The following is a 19,479-nucleotide window of genomic DNA, read 5'->3' on the forward strand; positions in this document are numbered from 1 at the left end:
GGGTTTGTTCTGAGATCGGCGGATTCAATGGTATCGAATGCAATACGAGACGGTATCGGAAGGGATACACCCTTGGGGAAATGATGAATTAGGAAATGGGGGGAGAGAGGGAGGAGGTAATACCGAAGGCTAACGGCTGAATTACGTCGCCTGTCGTTCGAGCGGGAGCGTAAAGAAGAAGCGGCTGCCTTCGCCGAGCCGGCTCTCCACCCAAATCTGCCCGCCGTGCAATTCGACGAATTGCTTGCAGATCGGCAAGCCGAGGTGCGAGCCCTGCTCGTCCGGGAGCGGAGATTTCAGCTTGACCGTCTCTTCGAATAGCTTCGGAATCTCCTCTTCGGGAATCCCGCATCCGGTGTCGGCGATGCAGATTTCCCAAAAGCCGTCGTCACGGACGAGACCCCGGATGTGTACCTCGCCGCCGGAAGGAGTGAATTTGACGGCATTGTTGACGAGATTCATGATCACCCGTTCGATCTTGTTCCGATCGACTCTAACAGGAGAGAGATTGTCAGCTCGGCTTATGTGCAAGGCCACGCCTTTCTTGTCGGCCGTCACGCGCTGGTTGTCCACCGCGTCCGCCACCATGTCGAACAGGGAGTGAACACCGAGCGCCAACTGCTCTGGCCGCAGCACCGGATTGATCGCAGCAGGAAGCTGTTCGGTGAGGTCTTTGAGTTTCGTGAGATTATTTTTCGCCCGCTTCAGGTACCCTGCCTGTCGTTCGGTCAGGGGACCGGCAATGAGGTCCAACATGTTGTCGACGAATCCGGTGATCGAGGTTAAGGGCGTCCGCATATCGTGCGTAATCGCCCGCATGAGTTTCATCCGCCGTTGATATTCTTCTTCCAGCTGGTCATTGATGCGTTGCAGTTCCTGCGTCCGTTCCTGCACGCGCTTTTCCAGCGTCTGCGTGAGCAGTTCGAGCTCCAGATAGGCGCGCGCGTTGTCGAGCGCGACTGCGACGTGACTGGCAACCGTCATCAGCAGTTCGAAATCCTCCTGTGTGCAGCGAGGGAGGCCTCGGTCCGCCGCCAGGTAGCCCAGGATGCGCTGTTTACTGCGGAGCGGCACCGCGACAAACGAGATGACGCCGATCTCCCGGGCGAGCTCCAACATCGGGGGATGCATGCGCTGCGCCACCGTTTCGATGTTGAGCGCGAGCACAGGTTTCCCGTGCAGCAGCAGGTCCGCGTCGAGGCTCCCGTTGTCCTGCACCGAAATTTCCAGCGCCCGGGCTTTCCGTTCCACATCGGGCGGGACGCCCGCCACGCGACCCGCGTAAGCAATCCCCCGCTCGCTGTCGTAGAGGATCAGGATCGTCCGGGCGAAGCCCAGATTGTCGATCAGCAGGTGCAGGACGGTCGTCAACAGTTTGTCGAGATCGAGCGTCGAGGTGATGACCGCGCTAGCTTGGTTCAGGGTGGTCAACTGGTTCACCTGGTGCCGGATGGTGTCCAGATTGACGGAGATCGCCTGGTCTCGCTCTTTCAGCGATTCCGTCATCTGGTTGAACGACAGCGTGAGTTGGCCGACTTCATCTCGGGTGGTGGGCGTGGCGGAGGCGGTCAGATCCCCTTCGGCCACTCGTTGCGCTACCCTCGTCAGGCTGCGCAGCGGCGTAATGATCCGCGCGGTGAGCAGGAGCGTCCCCACAATGCCGGCGGCGATGATCGCCAACGTGATCAGCACGACATTCTTGACGATGTTGGTCAGGGCGCGCTGGAGTTTCACCTCGCTCAGGCCGATCTGGATCACGCCGTAAACCGGCTCCTTCGGCGCGCCCTGTTCCTGGTGCAGGCTTTCCTCCGACTGCAACACCAACGCGTCGGAGCGTAACTTTTCCCGGCTGGACTGCACGACCGGCAGGGCGAAGTCGTAGAACGATTCCCCGTCCCGGTCCCGCAGATGCACAATCCGCGGCTGGGGAGAGGACGTCTCGCGCAGGCGGCTCGCGATGGACGGATCCGGATACAGCGGCTGGTCGGCAAAGCGGGAGAAATCCGGCCTGCTCGTAAGATGCCCCTTGCTCTTGGCCGCCAGGATGGTGCCGTCTGAGCCCGTGATCACTACGTACACGACCTCGTCCACTTCCATGACGCCGTCCATGTACGTCGCCAGCGTCGGCCGGTCTTCGCTGATGACGGCATAGTGGGCCGTGTGCTCCAGATTTTTAACCAGCACGGAGCCCAAACCGGTCAACCGCTCGGTCATCGCCGCGCGCTTCTCCTGGACGAAATACCAGCTCACGCTGGAGGTGGTCGCCACAATGATCAGGCCGGAAAGCACCACGAACTTCGTCCGCAGGCTGACGAAACATGGATGCGGATGGCGCTCCATGGGCTGCCTTAGCGTTCAACGCTCAATAGATTTCATCGGCGCGGGCTTCGATCTCCTTGGGAACGTCGATGCCCAGGAACCGCGCCGTTTTCAAATTCAGGGTCATCCTGACCCGATCAGCCGGCACCGCCTTCAGCGGCAGGCTGACCTGGCCGTCCAGAATCCGACGGGCCAGACTGCCCGCCTGGCGGCCGATGTCGCCGTAGTTCACCGAGAGACTGAGCAACGCGCCGCTTCGGACGAATTCCGGCGAGAAGCCGATGACCGGGACTTTCTGATCCAGGGCCGTATTCAGGATGTACCTGAGCGACTCGTCAGTCAAGACCGTCGAGTCCGGAACCAGCCACAACGCCCCGACGGTCGGCAGCAGGGTCCGCAGCGAGGCCGGCACATCCCTTTCGCTCGCCACTTGCGCGGCCACGAGTTCCAAACCGTAGGCCTTGGCCTGGCGGCGGGCTTCCTCCACGACGGCCGAAGTCTTGCTCGGGTCATACAAGACGCCGACGCGCCGTTGGCCGGGCAGGAGCGATCGGATCGTGTCAAGCTGCCGGTCAAGCGGCACCTCCAGAAAGATACCGGTCATGTTGGGCGCTGCCAGGTCGTGCTTTGAGGGGTCGAGCACCATCACGTAGATGACCGGCGTATCGACGATCTCCAGTTTGGCGGCCATCGCCGCCTTCAAGCCGACGGCCAGGACTAACGTGGCGTCCGATGCGCGGATCCTGCGCGCGAGCTTGCGGCCCCGATCCAGGTCGCCGTCCAGGTCGTATTCCCGGAAAGTCGAGCCGTTGGGCACCGCGGCTTTGAAGCCGTCGATGGCGTCGTTGTACGCCTTGATATTGGAGGATTTGAGAATGGCGATCTCAGCGGCGGCGGCGAGAGCGGGAACCAAGCCGGTGGCTTGGCCACTCACCAGCACGCAGACGAAGAACAGGATGGTGGTCAGCGACCGTGGCTTCACGAACTTGGGCTCCTCATGGCCCGATGTTCACTCGTTCCACGTCATTCAGAATGTTTTTAGGAGATTCGCTTGGCCGTCGTCACGTCCCGCACCGTGCCGAGGATCCGGATCGCCGTTCCGTTCACATCTTTCATCACCCGGCCTGACCAGGCTAGCCAGCGCAGTGAGCCGTCTGGCTGAACCACGCGATGTTCCACCTCGAACGCCGCTCGCCTCTCGATGGCGTCCTGGACGGCTTGCAGTACGAGGCTGCGATCCTCCAAGTATATGAGATCGAGGTAGGCCGCATGGGTCCCGGGGAACGAACCAGACGAGAGGCCGAAAAACGCCTCCACGGTTTCGGACCAATACACGCGGCCCGAGCGAAGATCCCAATCCCACACCCCCAAGTCGGCGGCGCGAAGCGCCAACTGCAACCGCTCCTCGCTCGCCCGCAGGGCTTCCTCCACACGCTTCCGGTCAGTGATGTCCTCGGCGAGCCCGGCGATCCGATAGACCCGGCCGGACGAGTCGCAAATGGGAAAGGCGCGGTCTCGGATCCACCGTTCCGATCCGTCAGGCCGCACGATCCGATACTCTTCGTCATACGCTCCGCTGACCTGCTTGGTCAGCGCTGCCTCGAGCACGCGGGGTCGGTCGGCGGGATGAATGGCGTCCAGCCAGGCGCGAGGCGAGGCGTAGAGCGAGTCACAGGAACAGCCCCAGATGTGCTCGTATCCGGGACTCACATAATAGATGCGGTTTTTCTCGGGATCGCTAAGCCAAAAGACCTCTCTGATCTGTTCGGCCAATTGGCGGAACCGTTCCTCGCTTTCCCGCTGCGCGTCTTCGGCCCGTTTGCGGTCGGTAGTGTCCTCGCAGACGAGCAACACGACCGGCCCATGGGCGGCGGTTTGCACAGCCCGGGCCGTTTCGCGGACCCACATGACGGCACCGTCTTTTCGCACCTTGCGCACTTCCTCGCTCATCGGCCGGCCGAAGTGTTCCAGGCACATCTCGAGCTCACCGGTCACCGCTTGGCGGTCCTCGGGGTGGAATACCGAAAGGATCGGTTGTCCGACAAGTTCCTCGACGGTGTAGCCGAGTTGCTCGGCGCCGAACGGATTGACCGAAAGGATCGTGCCGTCAGGATCGATCATGAAATACATGGATGGCGTGTCTTCATAGAGCACGCGATACCGTTCTTCGCTGTCCTGGAGCGCCGCTTCGACCCGCTTGCGATCTGTAATGTCCACGATGACCCCGTCGAGCCAACGCGTCCGGCCGTCCTCCCCGAACACTCCTTGGCCCTTCTCGTACACCCATCGAACGTCGCCGTTTCTGTGCAGCAGCCGGTATTCGATCACATACGCCCGTCGCTGCGCCACCGCCTCATGGACCTGTTGCTCGACCATCGTCCGATCTTCCGGGTGGATAATGCTGGCGTATGACCGGACGCGGTTGCCGAGAAAATCCGACGCGGGATAGCCGCACAGATCTTGGATGCCGTCGCTCAGGAACTCCATCGTCCAGTGCGGATCGCAGGCGCAGCGATAGACGGCACCGGGAATGTTGGAGACCAGGGAACGGAACCGCCCCTCGCTCGCGGCGAGCGCCGCTTGGACCCGCTTCCGCTCGGAGATGTCGCGGATGATCCCGCTGAAGAACGTCTCGGCGTGCGTCTGCCACGTGGCTAGCGAGAGTTCCAACGGAAACTCGCTGCCGTCCTTCCGGAGCCCTTCCAGCTCGATCGCGTTGCCGATGAGGCGAGCCTCGCCGCCGGCGCGGAGGCGCTGCAGCCCCTGGTGGTGCGCGTCCCGGTAACGGACCGGCATCAGCACGGTCAACGGTCGACCGAGGATCTCGGCCTCGGTATAGCCGAACAAGGTGGAGGCGGCTCGATTCCAGGAAAGGATGCAGCCGCGGTGGTCGGCGACGATGATGGCGTCCGTTGCCGACTCGACCAGCGAACGGAACCGTTCCTGGCTCTCGGTCAAGGCGTGTTCCACCCGAGCCGCCTTCACGGCGAGGGCTTTGACCCCGACCGCCTTGCGCAGCGTGGCGCGCAGATCGTCGCGGTTATAAGGTTTGGTCAGGTAATCGAAGGCGCCTTGGGTCCGCAAATCGATCCGCCGGTCCGTGGAGACGTCGGCGGTCAGGACGATGACCGGCAGCGTCGGGTCGCGCTCCTGCAGCGTCTTCAACACGGTGAGTCCGTCGCCATCGGGCAGGGTCAGGTCGAGCAACACCGCGTTGTAATGGCGTTCGGCGGCGCGGGCGACGGCCTCGGCGCAGGTACCGGCGAAATCGACCTGGTACCCGTCGTGTTCCAGCAGGTCCCGCAGTGTCAAGATGATATCCTCTTCATCGTCGACAATGAGAATGCAGTGTTCAGCCGTTGCGATAGTCATGGCTGCCTCCACTATCCCAATGTGGAATGAAAAATGTGGAATGAAGAATTCATAGCATTGGGAGAGGAAACGCGCTTATTCGACCGCAGGTTTTGACGGGTCGTCAACGTGATCCTGCTGAGGAGATTCGTAAGCTCCCGGCACTTCTGAAGCAACGTGATGATTTCCGGACTGTTCGCCAGGCCGGATTCGTGGATGATCCGTAACCAGAAAAGGGTTGTGCGCGCCTCTTTCATGGCAATGGACATCTTCGCAAGAAAATCTCTTTTGCGTTGGGCGGGGATAGCTTCCTCACCGTTCGCCCCGATCGAAGTACCGGAGCGAATGAGTTGCCCGGACAGAATCAATTCTCTCCGGTTAAACTGGAGGCGATTTAAAATTCCAGCGCTACCCATCAGCCCATTCCACATTCCTCATTCAAAATTTCAAGGTGATCCATCCCATCACCCGGCTGCCGATCTCATCTCATAAGGGATGTTTTTGATGCTTGTCGTTCAGTGCGTTGAAGACCGAGACGGCTTCTCGGCTTTCCCGTTCCCTTCTTTCCACAGGGGAGGAGGGCGAGTGGAATCCTTCATTCCACAGTCCGCATTCCCAAATGTCTCGGTCAGCCATTTCGGCCTTCTCTGCTGCGGGGAAGAAGGCAGATAAGGTGCCGGAGCTATGGGAAGTCTGGCGGAACAGGACACAGGCGGTCGTGACTCAACGCAAAATGCATGCTTATCTTTCTGGCGGCCTTAGTGAGGCTGAGGCGGGGGGACGATTGAAAAATTAAGAACTTGGGGAAAGAAACCGAGAGGGCTTGGGTGGACTCGTTTACAGACGTGGAGCGGGGTTATCTGTCTGGATACGGGGGCGTATTGGTTCAGATACAGGCTTCCATCTGCGCGGGCGACCGGGTTTAAGTTCTTCCATGCGCGGAGGGAACGGCTCTCCATTGCGGCGTTCGAGGCGGTCCAGCGCGTCGCTGACGGCGTCGGTCACCAGTTTCGCCATCGTCAAGCCGGGTGTCCAATAGACTGTGTTGCGCAGTCGTTCCAGCAAGTCGGCAGGCAGGTTCAACGTCAGTCGGCGTTTCTCCGGCCTTACAGTCAGCTTGGCTCTTCTCACCCGGCCGGTGCCGGGCATCCCTTGGTCGGTGCCATCGGGCTGCATGGCGCTACCGAAGCATTCGGCGAGTGGTGACGACGAAGATCAGGCCGCCTGGGAGCGTCGCTCGACCAATCGATGGCCGGTCTTCGGTTCTTGCGCAACGGACTCGCCGGAGTCCTCAGGATGGGCCTCAATCGCGCGGGTGCGGGCAGGCTCTTCGCTCCACGTGGCCAGAATCAACAGCCAGACCATGCCGGCCATCCCGATGAGCAATCCCCAGGTGACAATTTCCCAGTCCATGGCGTGGCCTCCTTGTTGAGCTTCAACTCTCACTGCCCGCTGCTTTCACAGCATGAATTCAGCAACCCCCATGCCATGCGTCTCAGAACAGCACGTCATCCAGCGCCACTATGGACTTCCTAGTTTTTCAACCGCATGGAAAGGCGCAGGAAGGCCGGGCAAAGGCAGCCCGGCCGGTGACGACGGGCGCAGTGTATCAAAAGCGATGCGGGGGCGTATCCAAAACGATAACGGACATGGAAAATACGGCGATTATTCGGCCCGACGAACGGGAGGCAGGTGAATGTCGGATTGCTTCAGCAGGTGATCAAGCACCCGTTGCAGCAATGGATCATCGGGATTGGCCGTGATCAATTCATGCAGGCAGGCAATCGCGTCGTACCAGAGTCCGTTTTCCGCGTACTGATACACCGCGTCTAACTCGCAGGTCCAGGAACAGGGCAGGCCCAAGGCGCATCCTTCGCTGAACGGGATCCGTTCGATCATGCCACCGCTCACGAGATCGCGCGAGGGCTTGTCCGGATCGAGCACTAGCGTGATGAACCACCGGTATTGATCCCGTTCCTTCAATGTGATGCCATGGTCTTTGAGATGCACGCACTGCAGGCCCGGATGGGAGAGGGGCCACGTCGCTTCGAGGATCGGCTTGATCTCGCGGGAGTCCAAGAGCGTAAGGATTAAGGGCTGTGTCGTCGGTTGTGAAAGGAACCAGCAGAGCGAGGGGTTGCTCTTCAAGGTCAGCCCCACATGGTCGGGGACCAGGGCAATCACTGCCGGATCGGCCGGGTCCCCGCGCGCCGCCCCGCCGATTCTCGCCCGCGGGATGCTCTCTTTCCTGGGCTTGTACGCCGGCAAGGGCCGTTCGGAAGCCGTCGTGGGCTCACGAAGTTGAGCAGCGGCCGGCTCGGCCTGCGCAGGAGCCGCGGGGAACCCGGGCCGACCGGGGGCGAGCGCACTGACCAGGAGAGCGGCGCTGAAGAGGAGAAAAGGAAAGCCCTCGTGCAATTTACTCGCTTCCACTTTGGCGCAAGTCCCAGTCGGCGACGTCCGGCAAGCCGGCCTGCTGGAGAAATGCCGCGCGAATGCGGCGCAGGGACCGATCATCCGGGGACGCCGCGATGAGGTCGGAAATCACGGAAAACAGGTCGTACCACAATCCCTCCTCCGCGTAACATCGGGCTGCCTCCAGGGAGGCCGCGACAGCCATCCCGCAGGCGGCTTCATGCTCCACCACTCGCTCGATCACCCCGCCCGTGACGATATCGCGCGCCGGCGAATTTGGATCGGAGACCAAGGACACGAACCAACGATAGGGCACATGTTCTTCTAGCGTGATGCCGTGCTCCTTCAACCGGATCACCTGCAGCCCGGCGCGCCGGGGAGGCGCGAGCGTCACGTGAAACAGGGGCTTGATGACCCGCGTGTCGATCAGGGTAAAGGTGACGGGCAGCGACGTCGGCTTCGACAAGTACCAGTAAAGGGTTGGTTGTACGGAGAGGGTGAAACCGATGTGATCCGGCACCAGAGCCAGCGCCTTCGGCGCGTCGGAGTCGATCCCGCGCGCGGGACCGAACACGCGGGCGCGGGGCATGGCGCGCTCGCGAGGTTTGTAGAGCAGGGGGCGGGACGTAGTCGGCGGATCCGCTTCGCAGGCGTGCTGGAATTCTGTGGCCGGGGTGGCGACGAGGTCGAACGCCGCGCCCGAGAAGCCTAGGCTGCAGACCGCCAGCCAGCGTATGGCCGGCCTCCGAGGGTTCATCGCCTCACCGTTGAGCGGACACAGTTGCCGTGGCCGCCTCAGCCTTACGCGCCGGACACGGCGCGCTGTTCTGTAAGCGGTCGTATTCGGCGACATCGTTCAGTCCGACTTGCTCCAGCAGGGATGCGCGCATCAGGCGCAGGACGCGGTCCTTCGGATGCGCGGTGATCAAGTCGGAAATCACCTGGACGGCGTCGTACCAAAGGCCAGACTCCACATACAGACAGAAGACGTCCAGCGGGTCTTTACAGGAGGTCCTGCCCTCGACAAGGGCGTCCACATAGGGAATGCGTTCGATGGCGGCGGCCGAATGGATGTCTTTCGACCGGGATTCAGGGTCGACGATCACGGCGATGTGCCACCAATATTGCACCGCCTCTTCCAGCGTCTTGTTGTACTCGGCAAGCCCGACCATCTGAATGCCGGGGCAGGGCGGGGGTTTCAGTGACACCTGCAGCTCCGGCTGGTAGTGACGAGTGTCCACCAGGGTGAACTCAATCGGGTGTGTCGTCATCTGCGACAGGTACCAAAAGAGCGCCGGCGCTTTGCGAATGGTGAACCCGATATGATCGGCTGGCGCGAGGACCTTGACGACCGGCTCGCCTTTCTCCCCTCCGCGGAAGCCCCCGTCCACCCGGCCGCGGAGCACGCTGCCCTTGCGCGGCTTATAGACCGGCATGGTGGGCTCGATGAACGCGGGAGCGTTTTGCACCTGCTCGATCGGGGGCTTCGGTGAAGGCTCGGCGGCGAGCCCCGTCGGCGGAGCGCCGAAACTGAGAGCGAGAGCGACGGCCGTCAGGATCAGGGGGGAACGCATAGATCTTCCGGAAACCGGCCATGTCATGCGGCGGGAACGGTGAGAGTCTAGCATGTTCGCTCGCTCAGAGCTATGAGGTCTCTATTTTTAGAGCCAGTTGTTCAGCAACAGAAACGGCGACCAATACGCCGGATGTTGATACACGGGATCGCCCAGCAGTTTCAGTTGGGCGCGCTGGAGTGCCACGGCCTTGGACGCGGTCGGATCTCGGAGTTGCTTGTAGAACTCGGCCACCAACGTGGACGAGGCCTCGTCGTTGATGGACCACAGCGTGGCGAGCGCGCTCCGGGCTCCGGCCTTGATCGCCACGCCGGCCAGGCCCAACGCGGCCCGGTCGTCGCCGGCCGCGGTCTCGCAGGCGCTCAACGTCAGCAGCTCCAAGGGGTCCTGCCGGAACCGGAAGAGCCCCACGTACTGGTCCAGCTTGGCCATCGTCAGCTTGTCGTCGTAGGTCAGGACGAAGGAGTGCGCCACGTCTTTCTCGAATCGACCGTGCGACGCGATGTGCAGGACGGACAGCGGCTTCTCCTTCAACTCCTTTTCCAGGCCGGACACGAGGAACTGCTTGTTGACCAGTTGATCGCCGCCGTACAACGTGCGAATCGCCTGCAGCTCGATGGTTACGTGCGGCAGGGGCGGGAACCCTTGCGCAGCTTGCGTGAGGCCGCCGGCCAACATCTTGAGCCGCTCCCGGTTGATAGGCCGCGGATCGGTCAGGTTGAGACCCGGCGTGGTGGCGATGGCGTAACGCTGGATCGCGAACTCGGCGCCGTCGTGCAGGGCGGCGAGGGGGATCGTCCGGAGCGGACCGTCCGGCACCACCACCAGCGTGTCGATCGCGAAGGCCTTCAAGTCCGCGTCAAGCGGACGGAGCAACCATTCATAGAGCTGCTGCGCGTGGGGCAGGTACTCGCGCGTCGTCCGCTTCTCCAACAGGCGCCGGAACGTCCGGACTTCCTGTGTCAGCGTCATCGAAGGAACCGGGACGGTCACCCGCTTCAACCCGGTCGGCAGGCTCACCAGCAACTCGGTCCGATCGGCAAAGATGATCGGGTACAGCACCGCGGTGGTCTTGGAAATGGCATCCAGCGTGGTCGTGTGCGCCTGCAACGCGTCGACGCACTCGTCGCGGAAATAATCGCGGAGCTCGGCGGCCTTGGAGGCCTCGACCGCGTCCCGCGCGGCCTTGAGATAGCCCTGGGAGGCAGGGCCCTCCTCCGTCAACGCAGCCCGTTGCAACAACAGATCAGCGAACTCGAAAAAGAGCGGACGGACGGAGCCCTGTCCCGGCGACCCGGCATCTTGCGAAGCGGTCGCCACCTCGGGCCGGATCGGTTGCAAGGTGGCCGTGGCGCTGCGATAGGCCGAGATGGCTTCGTCGAGTTGCCCCTGCGCCGCGAGCAGGCGGCCGGTCTGCCATTGCCAACGGTACAGAGACTCCGGGGCGCCGGCCGACTGGGCCGCGAAGACCGCTTGTCGCGTCAAGGTCAACGCGTCGTCGTAGCGATGTTCCGTCTCGTAGAGATGACCGAGGTGGCCCCAGGCGTAGGACAGCGTGCGGGCGTCGCCCATCTGTTCCGCCACCCCGGCCGCGTCCTGCAACACCGCCGCCGCCCGCAGCACGAGCGGATCGCTGAGGTCCGGAAACGCGCCGCGCAGCTCGTGGTACAGCAAGCCGAGTGCGATGAGGGCGGTCGCCTTGTCGTGCGAGACCGGGAGATCTTTCAGTTGATCGTACGCCTGGTCCAGCCACAGGCGCGCATCCTGGTGGCGTTTCAAGCGCAGCGCGACGCGCGCCGCATTGAGCCGCGCGCGAATCGCCAGCGCCGGCTGATTGGTGCCCTGGGCCAACAGATCGCTCTCGGTAAAGGCGGCCAGCGCATCGAGGTACTGCTGATAAGCGGAGCGAAGAATGCCCAGGTCATTGAGAACAGCGGCGGCGAGACCGCGAGTTTCCTGCTGCCTCGCGATCTCCAGGGCTTGGGTCAAGTGATGCACGGCCGCCTCGGGCTGCCGGTTCGCGAAATAGGCTCTGCCCATGCCGTCCAGCACGACCGCCATCCAGACGGGATCGCCAGCCTGCTGGGCCAGGCTCAGCGCCAGCTCGAGGTGTTGGAGCGCCGGCCTGAGTTGCCCGAGCGACTGCTCGGCCTGCGCGACATGGACCAACGCCCGGCTGTGTTCCTTGACGCGTTCGTCCCGTTCGTAGAGCCGGGCCGCTTCTTTCCAGGCCGCCAGCGCCTGGTCGAACGCGCCGTGCGCAAACGCCTGCCCCCCTTGCTGCACGAGAACATCGGGCGCCGCGGACTCTGAGCCCGCGGTGAACGCAGGAGGAGCGACGGGGGGGACGGTCATGAAAAGGAAAAGAGCGACGAACATGAGCCGAACCATGGAAAGCCTCGCGGGTGTCACTGCTTCATGAATGTAGCTCCAACCCCATTGCCTCTGGCCTCTCGCCTCGTGCCGGTTGCTTTCATAACGCCTGCACCACGAACTGCAGATGAATCCCGTGATCCTGCAAATTGCCTCCCGGGGTCTTCACGTGATTCAACGGCACGCCCCAATAGACCTCAAACCGCGCGCGGTCCTGCGGCAGGATCATCCACCGGACGCCGAGCCCGACGCTGGCCAGGGTCTCGGGGTCCGGCGTCCCGCCCTTCGCGTTCCAGGCGCGTCCGACATCAATGAACTGCGCGAACTGCAATCGGTCCTCGCCGGCCGCCGAACGCCGCAACGGCCAGCGCGCTTCGATCGAGGCCAGATAGGCGTTGTCGCGCACGAGGGTGTTCTCGCGATAGCCCCGCACGCTGAACCGTCCGCCCACGGGCACCTGCTCCAGTGGGAACAGTCGATCGTTCGCCACTTGGAGGTCCATCCGGCCGAGGAGTTGTAAGCCCCACCAGTCGTCGAAGCGCCGCACGCCCTGCATCTGACCGAGCCAGGCGAAATATTGGCTGTCGGGCAGGGGGCCGTGATTGATCGTCGCTTCCAGCACGTCGAGGCCGACCGTAAACCGCGACCGCGCGGCAAAGACCGAATTGGTCGTGCGGTGCGTCCACTCTTGGACGAAGCGCAACGCGCTCACGGTGTTGACGCCGGTCGGCGACGAGCCGGGAATGAAGAGCGAGGCGACGCCGGGAATGTCGAAGATCGAGGTGACCTTGTTGTACAGGCGTTCGCCGACGATCGCGACGGCGAATTCGTCGGACAACGTCCGGACCACCGGGTGCCGCAAGGTGAAGCCGATGATCTCCGCCTGCACCCGCAGGTCCAACGGCCGGAACGGCGCTTCGACGACGAGGAAGTCGTTGCGCCGGTAGGAGGCCGTGAACGTCGTGTCATATCGATTCAGCGGCAAGGTGTAGAACGTGTCGATGATCGGATCGACCCCGCGCGACCGGCCGTACGTGAAACTGAACGGATCGCCGTTGCCGGTCAGATTGTGATGCGCCACGGTGCCGAGCCCGCGCTCGGCGCCCACCACCGGTGTCTGAAAGTTGTTGAACTCCAGCCAGGCCTTGAAGGGACTCGCTTCCGTCACCCGCAGGTTCAACACGCTCTCGCCGCGTTGGTCGCCGGGCCGCAGCTCGGCGTTGATGCGCTGGATGCGCGGGTCCTGCTGGAGCAGTTGCAAGCGCTCCTGGAGCGGCGGCAGGGTCACCGGCGTCGTCACGCCGCGCGCAACCCGATCGCGGAGATACGACGTCCGGAACCACTCGTTCCCTTCGACGTCGATGCGCGTCAATTTCCCTTCGATGATCTGGTAGGTGATGACGCCGAACGTCACATCCTGGTCCGGAATGATCGCGCCGGAGGTGATGTAGCCCTTGTTCACGTACATCAAGGTCAGCGCGAGGCGCAGGCGCTCCAGATCTTCCGTCGTGAGCATCCGGCCTCGGAACGGGGCGACGACTTCATCAATTTCAGCGTCCGAGAACACCGTGCTGCCGACGACATGGATGTCATGGACGAAGACACGGATTTTGGGTAACTGCTTTTCGATGCCGCCCTCCGGCGGAACCGGCACGGGCGGCAAGGCGGGCTTGGGCGGCGGCGTCGGCGGCTTGAATTCTTTTTTCAAGGGCGCCGGCGGCTCGCCGGACCGGCCCGTCGGATCAAAGATCGGCGGCAGCACCTGCGCAAAGACCGGCGAGGCTGTCAGAGTGGCCATCATAAGAAACCCGACAATGCCCCTCACCCTGACCCATATCCCTCTCCCCCGTGCGGGAGAGAGCCAGGGTGAGGGATGGGGTGAGGGAGCCTTCTCCTCCTGCGCAACTGCTCCCTGCCCCCTCTCGCCTGCGCGACCGGTCATGAACCCTGGCCTATGCTCCGTTCACTGCCAAGATGAAGAGCGCAACTGCCGTGCCCACCAGCAGCCCAGACCCTTCGACCGGCACGAAGGATAACTCCGCGCTTCTGCGTAGAAAAATGTCCTATTTCTGTTGGGGTAGGTAAACAGGTCAACCTGCCACGCAGCTCAATCGTATCGACCTAGATACGCCGCGTATCTACCTCGATACAGTCACTACGAGCCGCAGCCTGCCGCCCCCTCGATCGCAAACGCCTGCGTCAGGAACCCAGTCGGCGTCATCCGCCGCAATGGGAGAACGGGAGTTGGGTCTGTTTGCTCTCTTGGGTCTGTCTGGTGCGAGGGAGTTCCTGGTCGATCTGGAGCAGAGAGACCAGACAGACCGCGCTCCCCCGCGCCTGCGCTCGCCGTCGCGAGCGCACTCATCAGCCACCCGCCCGGCTCCGTGGGCAGTGTGTCCCGCCCCGCTACCACGAAGCTGCTCGCCTGGCCGCCCATCTGCGCCGCGCAGCGCACCGTGGTGAGGGCCGCCGCCTGGCGCACCGACTGCGGGAGCGTGGCCAACGTCCCGGCCAACTGCGAGGTTGGCGACTGGATCGTCACCGTCCCGCTCCGGCCGAACTGGGAGGAGGCGTCCACGATGCTGGTCTGGTCCCTGAGAAACACCGGGGTCACGATCAGGATATTGCCGCCCGTGCCCTCCACGGCGGTGGCCAGGATCTGGCTCTGGTTTTGGAGGATGACGAACTCCGGATCGATGGTGATGTTGCCGCCGAACGTGTTGGAGCCCTGCTGGACCGAGGCCGTCATCCGGCTGTTGATCATCCGGAAGAGCGAACTGGCCTGGACCGAGATATCCCCACCGCTGGCCTGCGTGGCGCTCGTTGTGACCGAGCTGTCCTGCATGAAGAACGAGTGGCCGGCGTCGATGGCGATGTTGCCGGCATGCGCCGGCCCGCTGCTGCTCGCCGCGATGGACGCGCCGCCGGTCAGACTCACCGAGTCCGTGGCGGTGATGCCGATCGTGCCGCCGACGGCGGTCGCCGCGGTGCCTGTGCTCGTGGCCGACAGCGTGCCGCCGTTCTGGAGCGTGACGGAGTTGGCGTGGAGGAACATGTCCCCGCCCGCGCCGGTGCCCGAGGTCGCGGTGAAGACCCCGCTGCCGGAGCCGTCGATGAGGATGGACTCAGCCGGGCTGGCCGGACCTTCGATGGTCACGCTGCCCGCCGCCCCCGAGCCGGTGCTTTTCGCCGACACCACCGCGCCGTCGGTGATCTGGACTTGAGGAGCCTGCAGTATGATGGTTCCTCCTGGTCCGGCTTTATTAGCTTCGCTGAGTAAACCGGTCCCCGAGCCTTGAAGAGAAATGAAGTTTCCTGCTGTGATGGTCATTGCACCGCCACCGCCGGGGCTATCACTGCTGCTGTTGATCCTTGCTCCGGCGGACACATCTACAGCACCAGCCGAAATGGAGATGCTGCCGGCGTTACCGCCCAGCGATCCCGTGAAGGTGCTGATGCCTGCCGGACGTGGGGAATCAGTACCGCTGCCTGTAAATTGCCCGGTAGTCACGAACTTGTCCGTCACGGCAATCGTGACGTCACCGCCTCGGGCGCCACTGCCAGATCTCGTGCTGCTGTCGATGAAGCCCCCCGACAGCGTCAGGTTATCGGCTTGGAGGTTGATAGACGCGGCGTCCGTTCGGCCGACGGTCAGGGTTTGAAGAATACCTTGGTCCAGCGTGATGGCTGGAGCTGTAATGTCCATCAGGCCACCACCGGAAGAGGCTGAACTGGTATCCATCCGAACCTTTGCCCCATCGGAGACTGTGACCGATTCGGTGGCCGCGATCCTAATGGCGCCAGGCGCTCCGAATCCTGCGTCGCTGTTGATTCTGGCCCCGTCTGTCAGGAGGAGTTGCCGAGCATTGATGTCAATGTCTCCCGTTGCGCTTCCTCCTGCATTTACAATCTGACTAGCTTGGAAAGGTCCTTGTCCCAGTAAAGGGCCGCCGACATGTCCAGCGATAGTGACCGTGTCCGCACTGACGCTGATATTTCCCGACGAGCTGCTGGATGCCGCTGAATCGATGACCCCGAGACCGGTGATGCTCAGGTTCCCCTGAACTTGCAGGGTCACATCGCCTGCATTTCCCACGTCAAACGACTCAGTGTGAATCCTTCCTGAGCCGGCCAGGGCTACGGATCCGGCGTTGACGGTGATCGCTCCGCCGTTCCCGCTCGATCCTGCTAGGCTGGAGAGATTGCTGGGAATTCCAAAGATTTCATCCAGCCCCAATACGGAAAGCCGATTCGAGGCAGAGATCGCAATCTCTCCCCCCGTTCCAGAACCAAACGTGCTACTAAGAACGGTTGCGCCACCTTGCAGTGAGACATTGGGAGCAGTGATGAAAATGTTCCCGCCGCGACCGGTGTTGAGCGCCGTGCTGTTGATGATACTATTCGCAAATAGGTCAGGGTTGCCTCCGGAGATAAGGACGGAATTGGCTGCCGTCACTTTGATATCGCCGCCGTTGCCGCTGCCTCTGAACTCAAACGTCACAGGGTCTTGTCCGGCCGAGCTCCAGAGTTGAGCCGCGCCGGTCAGATTCAGAATGCCCCCATTGAGGGTGATGTCGCCTCCTCGCCCATCACCGGAAGTGATCGTCGCAACCGCGCCGGCGTTATCGAGCGTGATCGTTGGGGCGGTGATCTGAATCGCCCCCCCTTTTGAGCATCCTGGGCAATTCCCCATGGCTGAAGTGGTCGTGAAGACCCCGCTCGTGACCAAAGGAAGGCCTGTATCCGGGCTAAAGACATATCCCGTGCTTAGACCGGGCAGGGTTCCAGTTGTGTCAAAACCCGAGAGAGAGAGCGTTTCCGTCGCGGAAATGCTGATGTTCCCGCCATCACCGGCGCCAGTCGTGCTGCTGACGATCTGCGCCCCGTTGGCGAGGTTGATGTTCTGCCTGGTGACTGAAATGTTGCCACCCGGCCCGCTTCCTATTGTCTGGCTGGTGACGGAGGCTCCATCCATCTGAATGTTCGCCGCCGTGATCTGTATATCTGAGCCCGGTTCTGAAGCACTGTTCGACGAGATGATCGAGCTGCCAGTGCTCAACGAGACCATATGCGTCGCCGGCTCGCTCGCCGAGGTATTCAGCACGGAGTCGTTCATTGACAGGACAAACTGCCCGCCGCGAATGGACACCGTCTCGGTGCCGCTAACGTCGATCGTGGAACCTGGGGCTAAGTTGACGGTGCCGAACGAGGAGAAAGAGACGCCGTTAATGTTCGGCGCCGGCTGCAGGTTCGACAGCAGGAACTCGCCAGGCGAGGCTGCACTGGCCAACTGAATCTGACCATTGGGCGCAGAGAGCCGAGCCCCGGCCACGGGGAACCCATTTGGCACAGAGACCAGATTGCCGGTGTCTGGATCGGCGTACATGAACCCCTGGTTCCCGCCTACGAGTGAGAGAGATTGGCCGGTTGGTACGGAGAGATTGCTGCCCTGCACGGAGATGGTTGCCGGATTCGAGCTCAGAAATCCAAAGGCTATTACAGGGGCGCTGGTCAGCACGCTTGTCAGATTAGGGTCGGCGTGAAATATTCCGGCATTCGTTCCGCCGGCTTCTGCCAGCCGCAAATAGTTCGCCGTGGTGAAGGTGACCGACCCGCCGACGCTCAAACTGGTGTTGGGACCGAAGATGATCCCGGCCGGATTCATCAGAAAGAGGTTCGCATTGCCGAAATCAGTTGTTTTAATGGTTCCAAAGATACTCGATGGATTCGGGCCTGTGACACGACCAAGAATATTCGACGTTGCGAGATGTGGGGTATCGTTCAGAAAGTTGGCAATGTTGTTCGTCGGGACATTGAATTGACCGAAGCTATGAAACAGGTTCGTCCCGAACCTTGTTCCTCCCGTGATGTCGTACTGGGTCTTACCGTTGATAGGGATCGGTGCACTGACCTGGGTGTTGAGCCCGGAAGAGGTAATCGGAGGTAATGGCGCTTGCGCCCGAGCCATGTCCGTGTAAGCACAAACGAGGAACAGCAGCGACGTGAACAGACCGCTCGTGAGGTAAATCCGGGCAGCTAGACTCAAGCTGATTGCGGCTCTTCTGCTCATGACCAATCTTCGCTGGCCAGTTTTCACAAGATCCCCAGACCGGTCTCTTTCTTTTACCATCAACTCCTGTGCCTCATCTGTTCGCTCCTCGGAAGGCGGACGGCTTGCACGAAAGTCAATGATGCTAATGGAAAACTTTGGTGAATCCTCAATCCTGACCCGAACGAATAACTCTAACAAAGAGCATCGAACCGGATACATCATGTATCCGGTCCGATACTCACCGCCCACTCAGTCAGCAGGTTTCAAAATGACCTTGGCAAGAGTCGGATGCTCCGTCATTGCCTTTTGTAATTCGTTCAGCATTACCTCAGGAGCGGCTCTCCGATGTGTCGCCAACGTTTGATAACGATCCCGAGCGATACCGAACCATTCAGCCTGGTGTTCCGCCGGTACCCTGAGCAATGTCGCGAGAGAAGCCAAATGTTCACCGCCGCCGCGGGCCATGTCTTGTGACAAATTCTCCCAATTAGAGGACGCAAACATCTTGACTTGCTGTTCCTTCGTTGCGGTTTGCTGTGCGGCACAGGCATAACAACCCAGCGCCTTGGCCGTCCAGCAGGTCGAGCTGAACGGCCCGCTCGGACAGCCGTTCGTTACACCGCTTCCGCCAGGCTGTCCACCAGGGGCGGTGCTTTTGACGACGAGGCCGTCAGTCGGAATCGTCAGTGTGTCGCCGCTCTTAATGGTGATTAACAAGGCGGTCTTCGCCCCTCGGTCGTCGTTGAATCCGGGACTGACATTGTACGGGGTACTGGGAGCATTGGAGAAATTACAAGGGACGTTATTTTGTGGACAACTGGCGGAGGTCATCGTCTTGTCATAATGATTCATGGCCGGGCTCCACGAGCCTGGTACGGGATGCTGCAGATAGGTATCCACCCAAATCCGGTCGTTCAGCGGTTTGCTGCCCGGTCGGAAGAAACTTCCTACCACATCGAGCTGATACCCGATGTCTCCGCCATACGTCGATGTGTTGGGCAACTGCGCCAGCGGAACAGTCCAAAATGAGAAAGGGCCATCCGTGAGCGTTGAACCCGTGGCAACGTTCGTCCTGATCGTCGCACCGGTCAGCGTCAAATTGTCCTGAATTCCATCGGACTTGACCACGATCCGTGCCGGGTTACCGGCGCCGGCTCCCGAAATCACCAGACGTCCGTATGTCTTGGCACCTCCACTACAGTCTGCGGCCAAAAGCAGATACGGATCTCCTCCGAGGCTACATACATCGTGATTATCCGGCCCAACGTTTACCCCGTCGACGGTGGCGTAAATATGGTCGGCATACCCTGATGGTGGAGCAATCACCGCCGCACCCACCATGAGAAGCCCCAGAACCACATCACGTGCGTTCATAACCCCCTCCCTTGGTTAGCC

General features: G+C 61.8%; 13 protein-coding genes. All 13 read right to left on the reverse strand.

What is annotated here, in order from left to right; translation table 11 throughout:
• Nucleotides 1-141 precede the first annotated feature (141 nt).
• Nucleotides 142-2,340 (reverse strand): ATP-binding protein, encoded by a 2,199-nt coding sequence (locus tag ACWHTU_RS02500; RefSeq protein ID WP_447861379.1) that lies wholly within the window; start codon nucleotides 2,338-2,340, stop codon nucleotides 142-144.
• 22 nt (nucleotides 2,341-2,362) lie between these two features.
• Nucleotides 2,363-3,301 carry an ABC transporter substrate-binding protein gene (locus ACWHTU_RS02505; RefSeq protein WP_447861381.1) on the reverse strand — a complete coding sequence of 313 codons (939 nt, stop codon included), beginning with the start codon at nucleotides 3,299-3,301 and terminating at the stop codon, nucleotides 2,363-2,365.
• Between the two features lie 56 nt (nucleotides 3,302-3,357).
• Complete coding sequence (locus ACWHTU_RS02510; RefSeq protein WP_447861382.1) at nucleotides 3,358-5,691, reverse strand: PAS domain S-box protein; 2,334 nt, start codon at nucleotides 5,689-5,691, stop codon at nucleotides 3,358-3,360.
• An 11-nt stretch (nucleotides 5,692-5,702) separates the two neighbouring features.
• The gene (locus tag ACWHTU_RS02515) at nucleotides 5,703-6,101 is read right to left on the reverse strand and encodes a four helix bundle protein (protein WP_447861383.1); all 399 of its coding nucleotides are present in this window, start codon (nucleotides 6,099-6,101) and stop codon (nucleotides 5,703-5,705) included.
• A 406-nt stretch (nucleotides 6,102-6,507) separates the two neighbouring features.
• Nucleotides 6,508-6,846, reverse strand: coding sequence for a hypothetical protein (locus ACWHTU_RS02520; protein ID WP_447861385.1), 339 nt, complete (start codon nucleotides 6,844-6,846; stop codon nucleotides 6,508-6,510).
• Between the two features lie 39 nt (nucleotides 6,847-6,885).
• Nucleotides 6,886-7,083, reverse strand: a complete 198-nt coding sequence (locus ACWHTU_RS02525; protein WP_447861386.1) for a hypothetical protein — start codon at nucleotides 7,081-7,083, stop codon at nucleotides 6,886-6,888.
• A 252-nt stretch (nucleotides 7,084-7,335) separates the two neighbouring features.
• Nucleotides 7,336-8,088 (reverse strand): DUF928 domain-containing protein, encoded by a 753-nt coding sequence (locus ACWHTU_RS02530; protein WP_447861388.1) that lies wholly within the window; start codon nucleotides 8,086-8,088, stop codon nucleotides 7,336-7,338.
• 1 nt (nucleotide 8,089) lies between these two features.
• Nucleotides 8,090-8,842, reverse strand: a complete 753-nt coding sequence (locus ACWHTU_RS02535) for a DUF928 domain-containing protein (RefSeq protein WP_447861390.1) — start codon at nucleotides 8,840-8,842, stop codon at nucleotides 8,090-8,092.
• Between the two features lie 4 nt (nucleotides 8,843-8,846).
• Nucleotides 8,847-9,659 carry a DUF928 domain-containing protein gene (locus tag ACWHTU_RS02540; RefSeq protein ID WP_447861392.1) on the reverse strand — a complete coding sequence of 271 codons (813 nt, stop codon included), beginning with the start codon at nucleotides 9,657-9,659 and terminating at the stop codon, nucleotides 8,847-8,849.
• A gap of 87 nt (nucleotides 9,660-9,746) precedes the next feature.
• On the reverse strand, nucleotides 9,747-12,050 hold the full coding sequence (locus ACWHTU_RS02545) for a CHAT domain-containing protein (protein WP_447861393.1): 2,304 nt from the start codon (nucleotides 12,048-12,050) through the stop codon (nucleotides 9,747-9,749).
• A gap of 82 nt (nucleotides 12,051-12,132) precedes the next feature.
• The gene (locus tag ACWHTU_RS02550) at nucleotides 12,133-13,833 is read right to left on the reverse strand and encodes a ShlB/FhaC/HecB family hemolysin secretion/activation protein (RefSeq protein WP_447861395.1); all 1,701 of its coding nucleotides are present in this window, start codon (nucleotides 13,831-13,833) and stop codon (nucleotides 12,133-12,135) included.
• A 354-nt stretch (nucleotides 13,834-14,187) separates the two neighbouring features.
• On the reverse strand, nucleotides 14,188-18,102 hold the full coding sequence (locus tag ACWHTU_RS02555; RefSeq protein WP_447861397.1) for a two-partner secretion domain-containing protein: 3,915 nt from the start codon (nucleotides 18,100-18,102) through the stop codon (nucleotides 14,188-14,190).
• Nucleotides 18,103-18,333: 231 nt separating this feature from the next.
• Nucleotides 18,334-19,458: a DUF3015 family protein gene (locus ACWHTU_RS02560; protein ID WP_447861398.1), complete on the reverse strand. Its 1,125-nt coding sequence runs from the start codon at nucleotides 19,456-19,458 to the stop codon at nucleotides 18,334-18,336.
• Nucleotides 19,459-19,479 lie beyond the last annotated feature (21 nt).

The sequence above is a fragment of the Nitrospira calida genome (assembly GCF_976986435.1).

Excerpts from the sequence above, each read along its gene's own strand:
- ACWHTU_RS02500 (WP_447861379.1), bottom strand. The coding sequence starts at position 2,340 with ATGGAGCGCCATCCGCATCCATGTTTCGTCAGCCTGCGGACGAAGTTC.
- ACWHTU_RS02510 (WP_447861382.1), bottom strand. The coding sequence starts at position 5,691 with ATGACTATCGCAACGGCTGAACACTGCATTCTCATTGTCGACGATGAA.
- ACWHTU_RS02515 (WP_447861383.1), bottom strand. The coding sequence starts at position 6,101 with ATGTGGAATGGGCTGATGGGTAGCGCTGGAATTTTAAATCGCCTCCAG.
- ACWHTU_RS02520 (WP_447861385.1), bottom strand. The coding sequence starts at position 6,846 with ATGCAGCCCGATGGCACCGACCAAGGGATGCCCGGCACCGGCCGGGTG.
- ACWHTU_RS02525 (WP_447861386.1), bottom strand. The coding sequence starts at position 7,083 with ATGGACTGGGAAATTGTCACCTGGGGATTGCTCATCGGGATGGCCGGC.
- ACWHTU_RS02535 (WP_447861390.1), bottom strand. The coding sequence starts at position 8,842 with ATGAACCCTCGGAGGCCGGCCATACGCTGGCTGGCGGTCTGCAGCCTA.
- ACWHTU_RS02540 (WP_447861392.1), bottom strand. The coding sequence starts at position 9,659 with ATGCGTTCCCCCCTGATCCTGACGGCCGTCGCTCTCGCTCTCAGTTTC.
- ACWHTU_RS02545 (WP_447861393.1), bottom strand. The coding sequence starts at position 12,050 with ATGGTTCGGCTCATGTTCGTCGCTCTTTTCCTTTTCATGACCGTCCCC.
- ACWHTU_RS02550 (WP_447861395.1), bottom strand. The coding sequence starts at position 13,833 with ATGATGGCCACTCTGACAGCCTCGCCGGTCTTTGCGCAGGTGCTGCCG.
- ACWHTU_RS02555 (WP_447861397.1), bottom strand. The coding sequence starts at position 18,102 with ATGAGCAGAAGAGCCGCAATCAGCTTGAGTCTAGCTGCCCGGATTTAC.
- ACWHTU_RS02560 (WP_447861398.1), bottom strand. The coding sequence starts at position 19,458 with ATGAACGCACGTGATGTGGTTCTGGGGCTTCTCATGGTGGGTGCGGCG.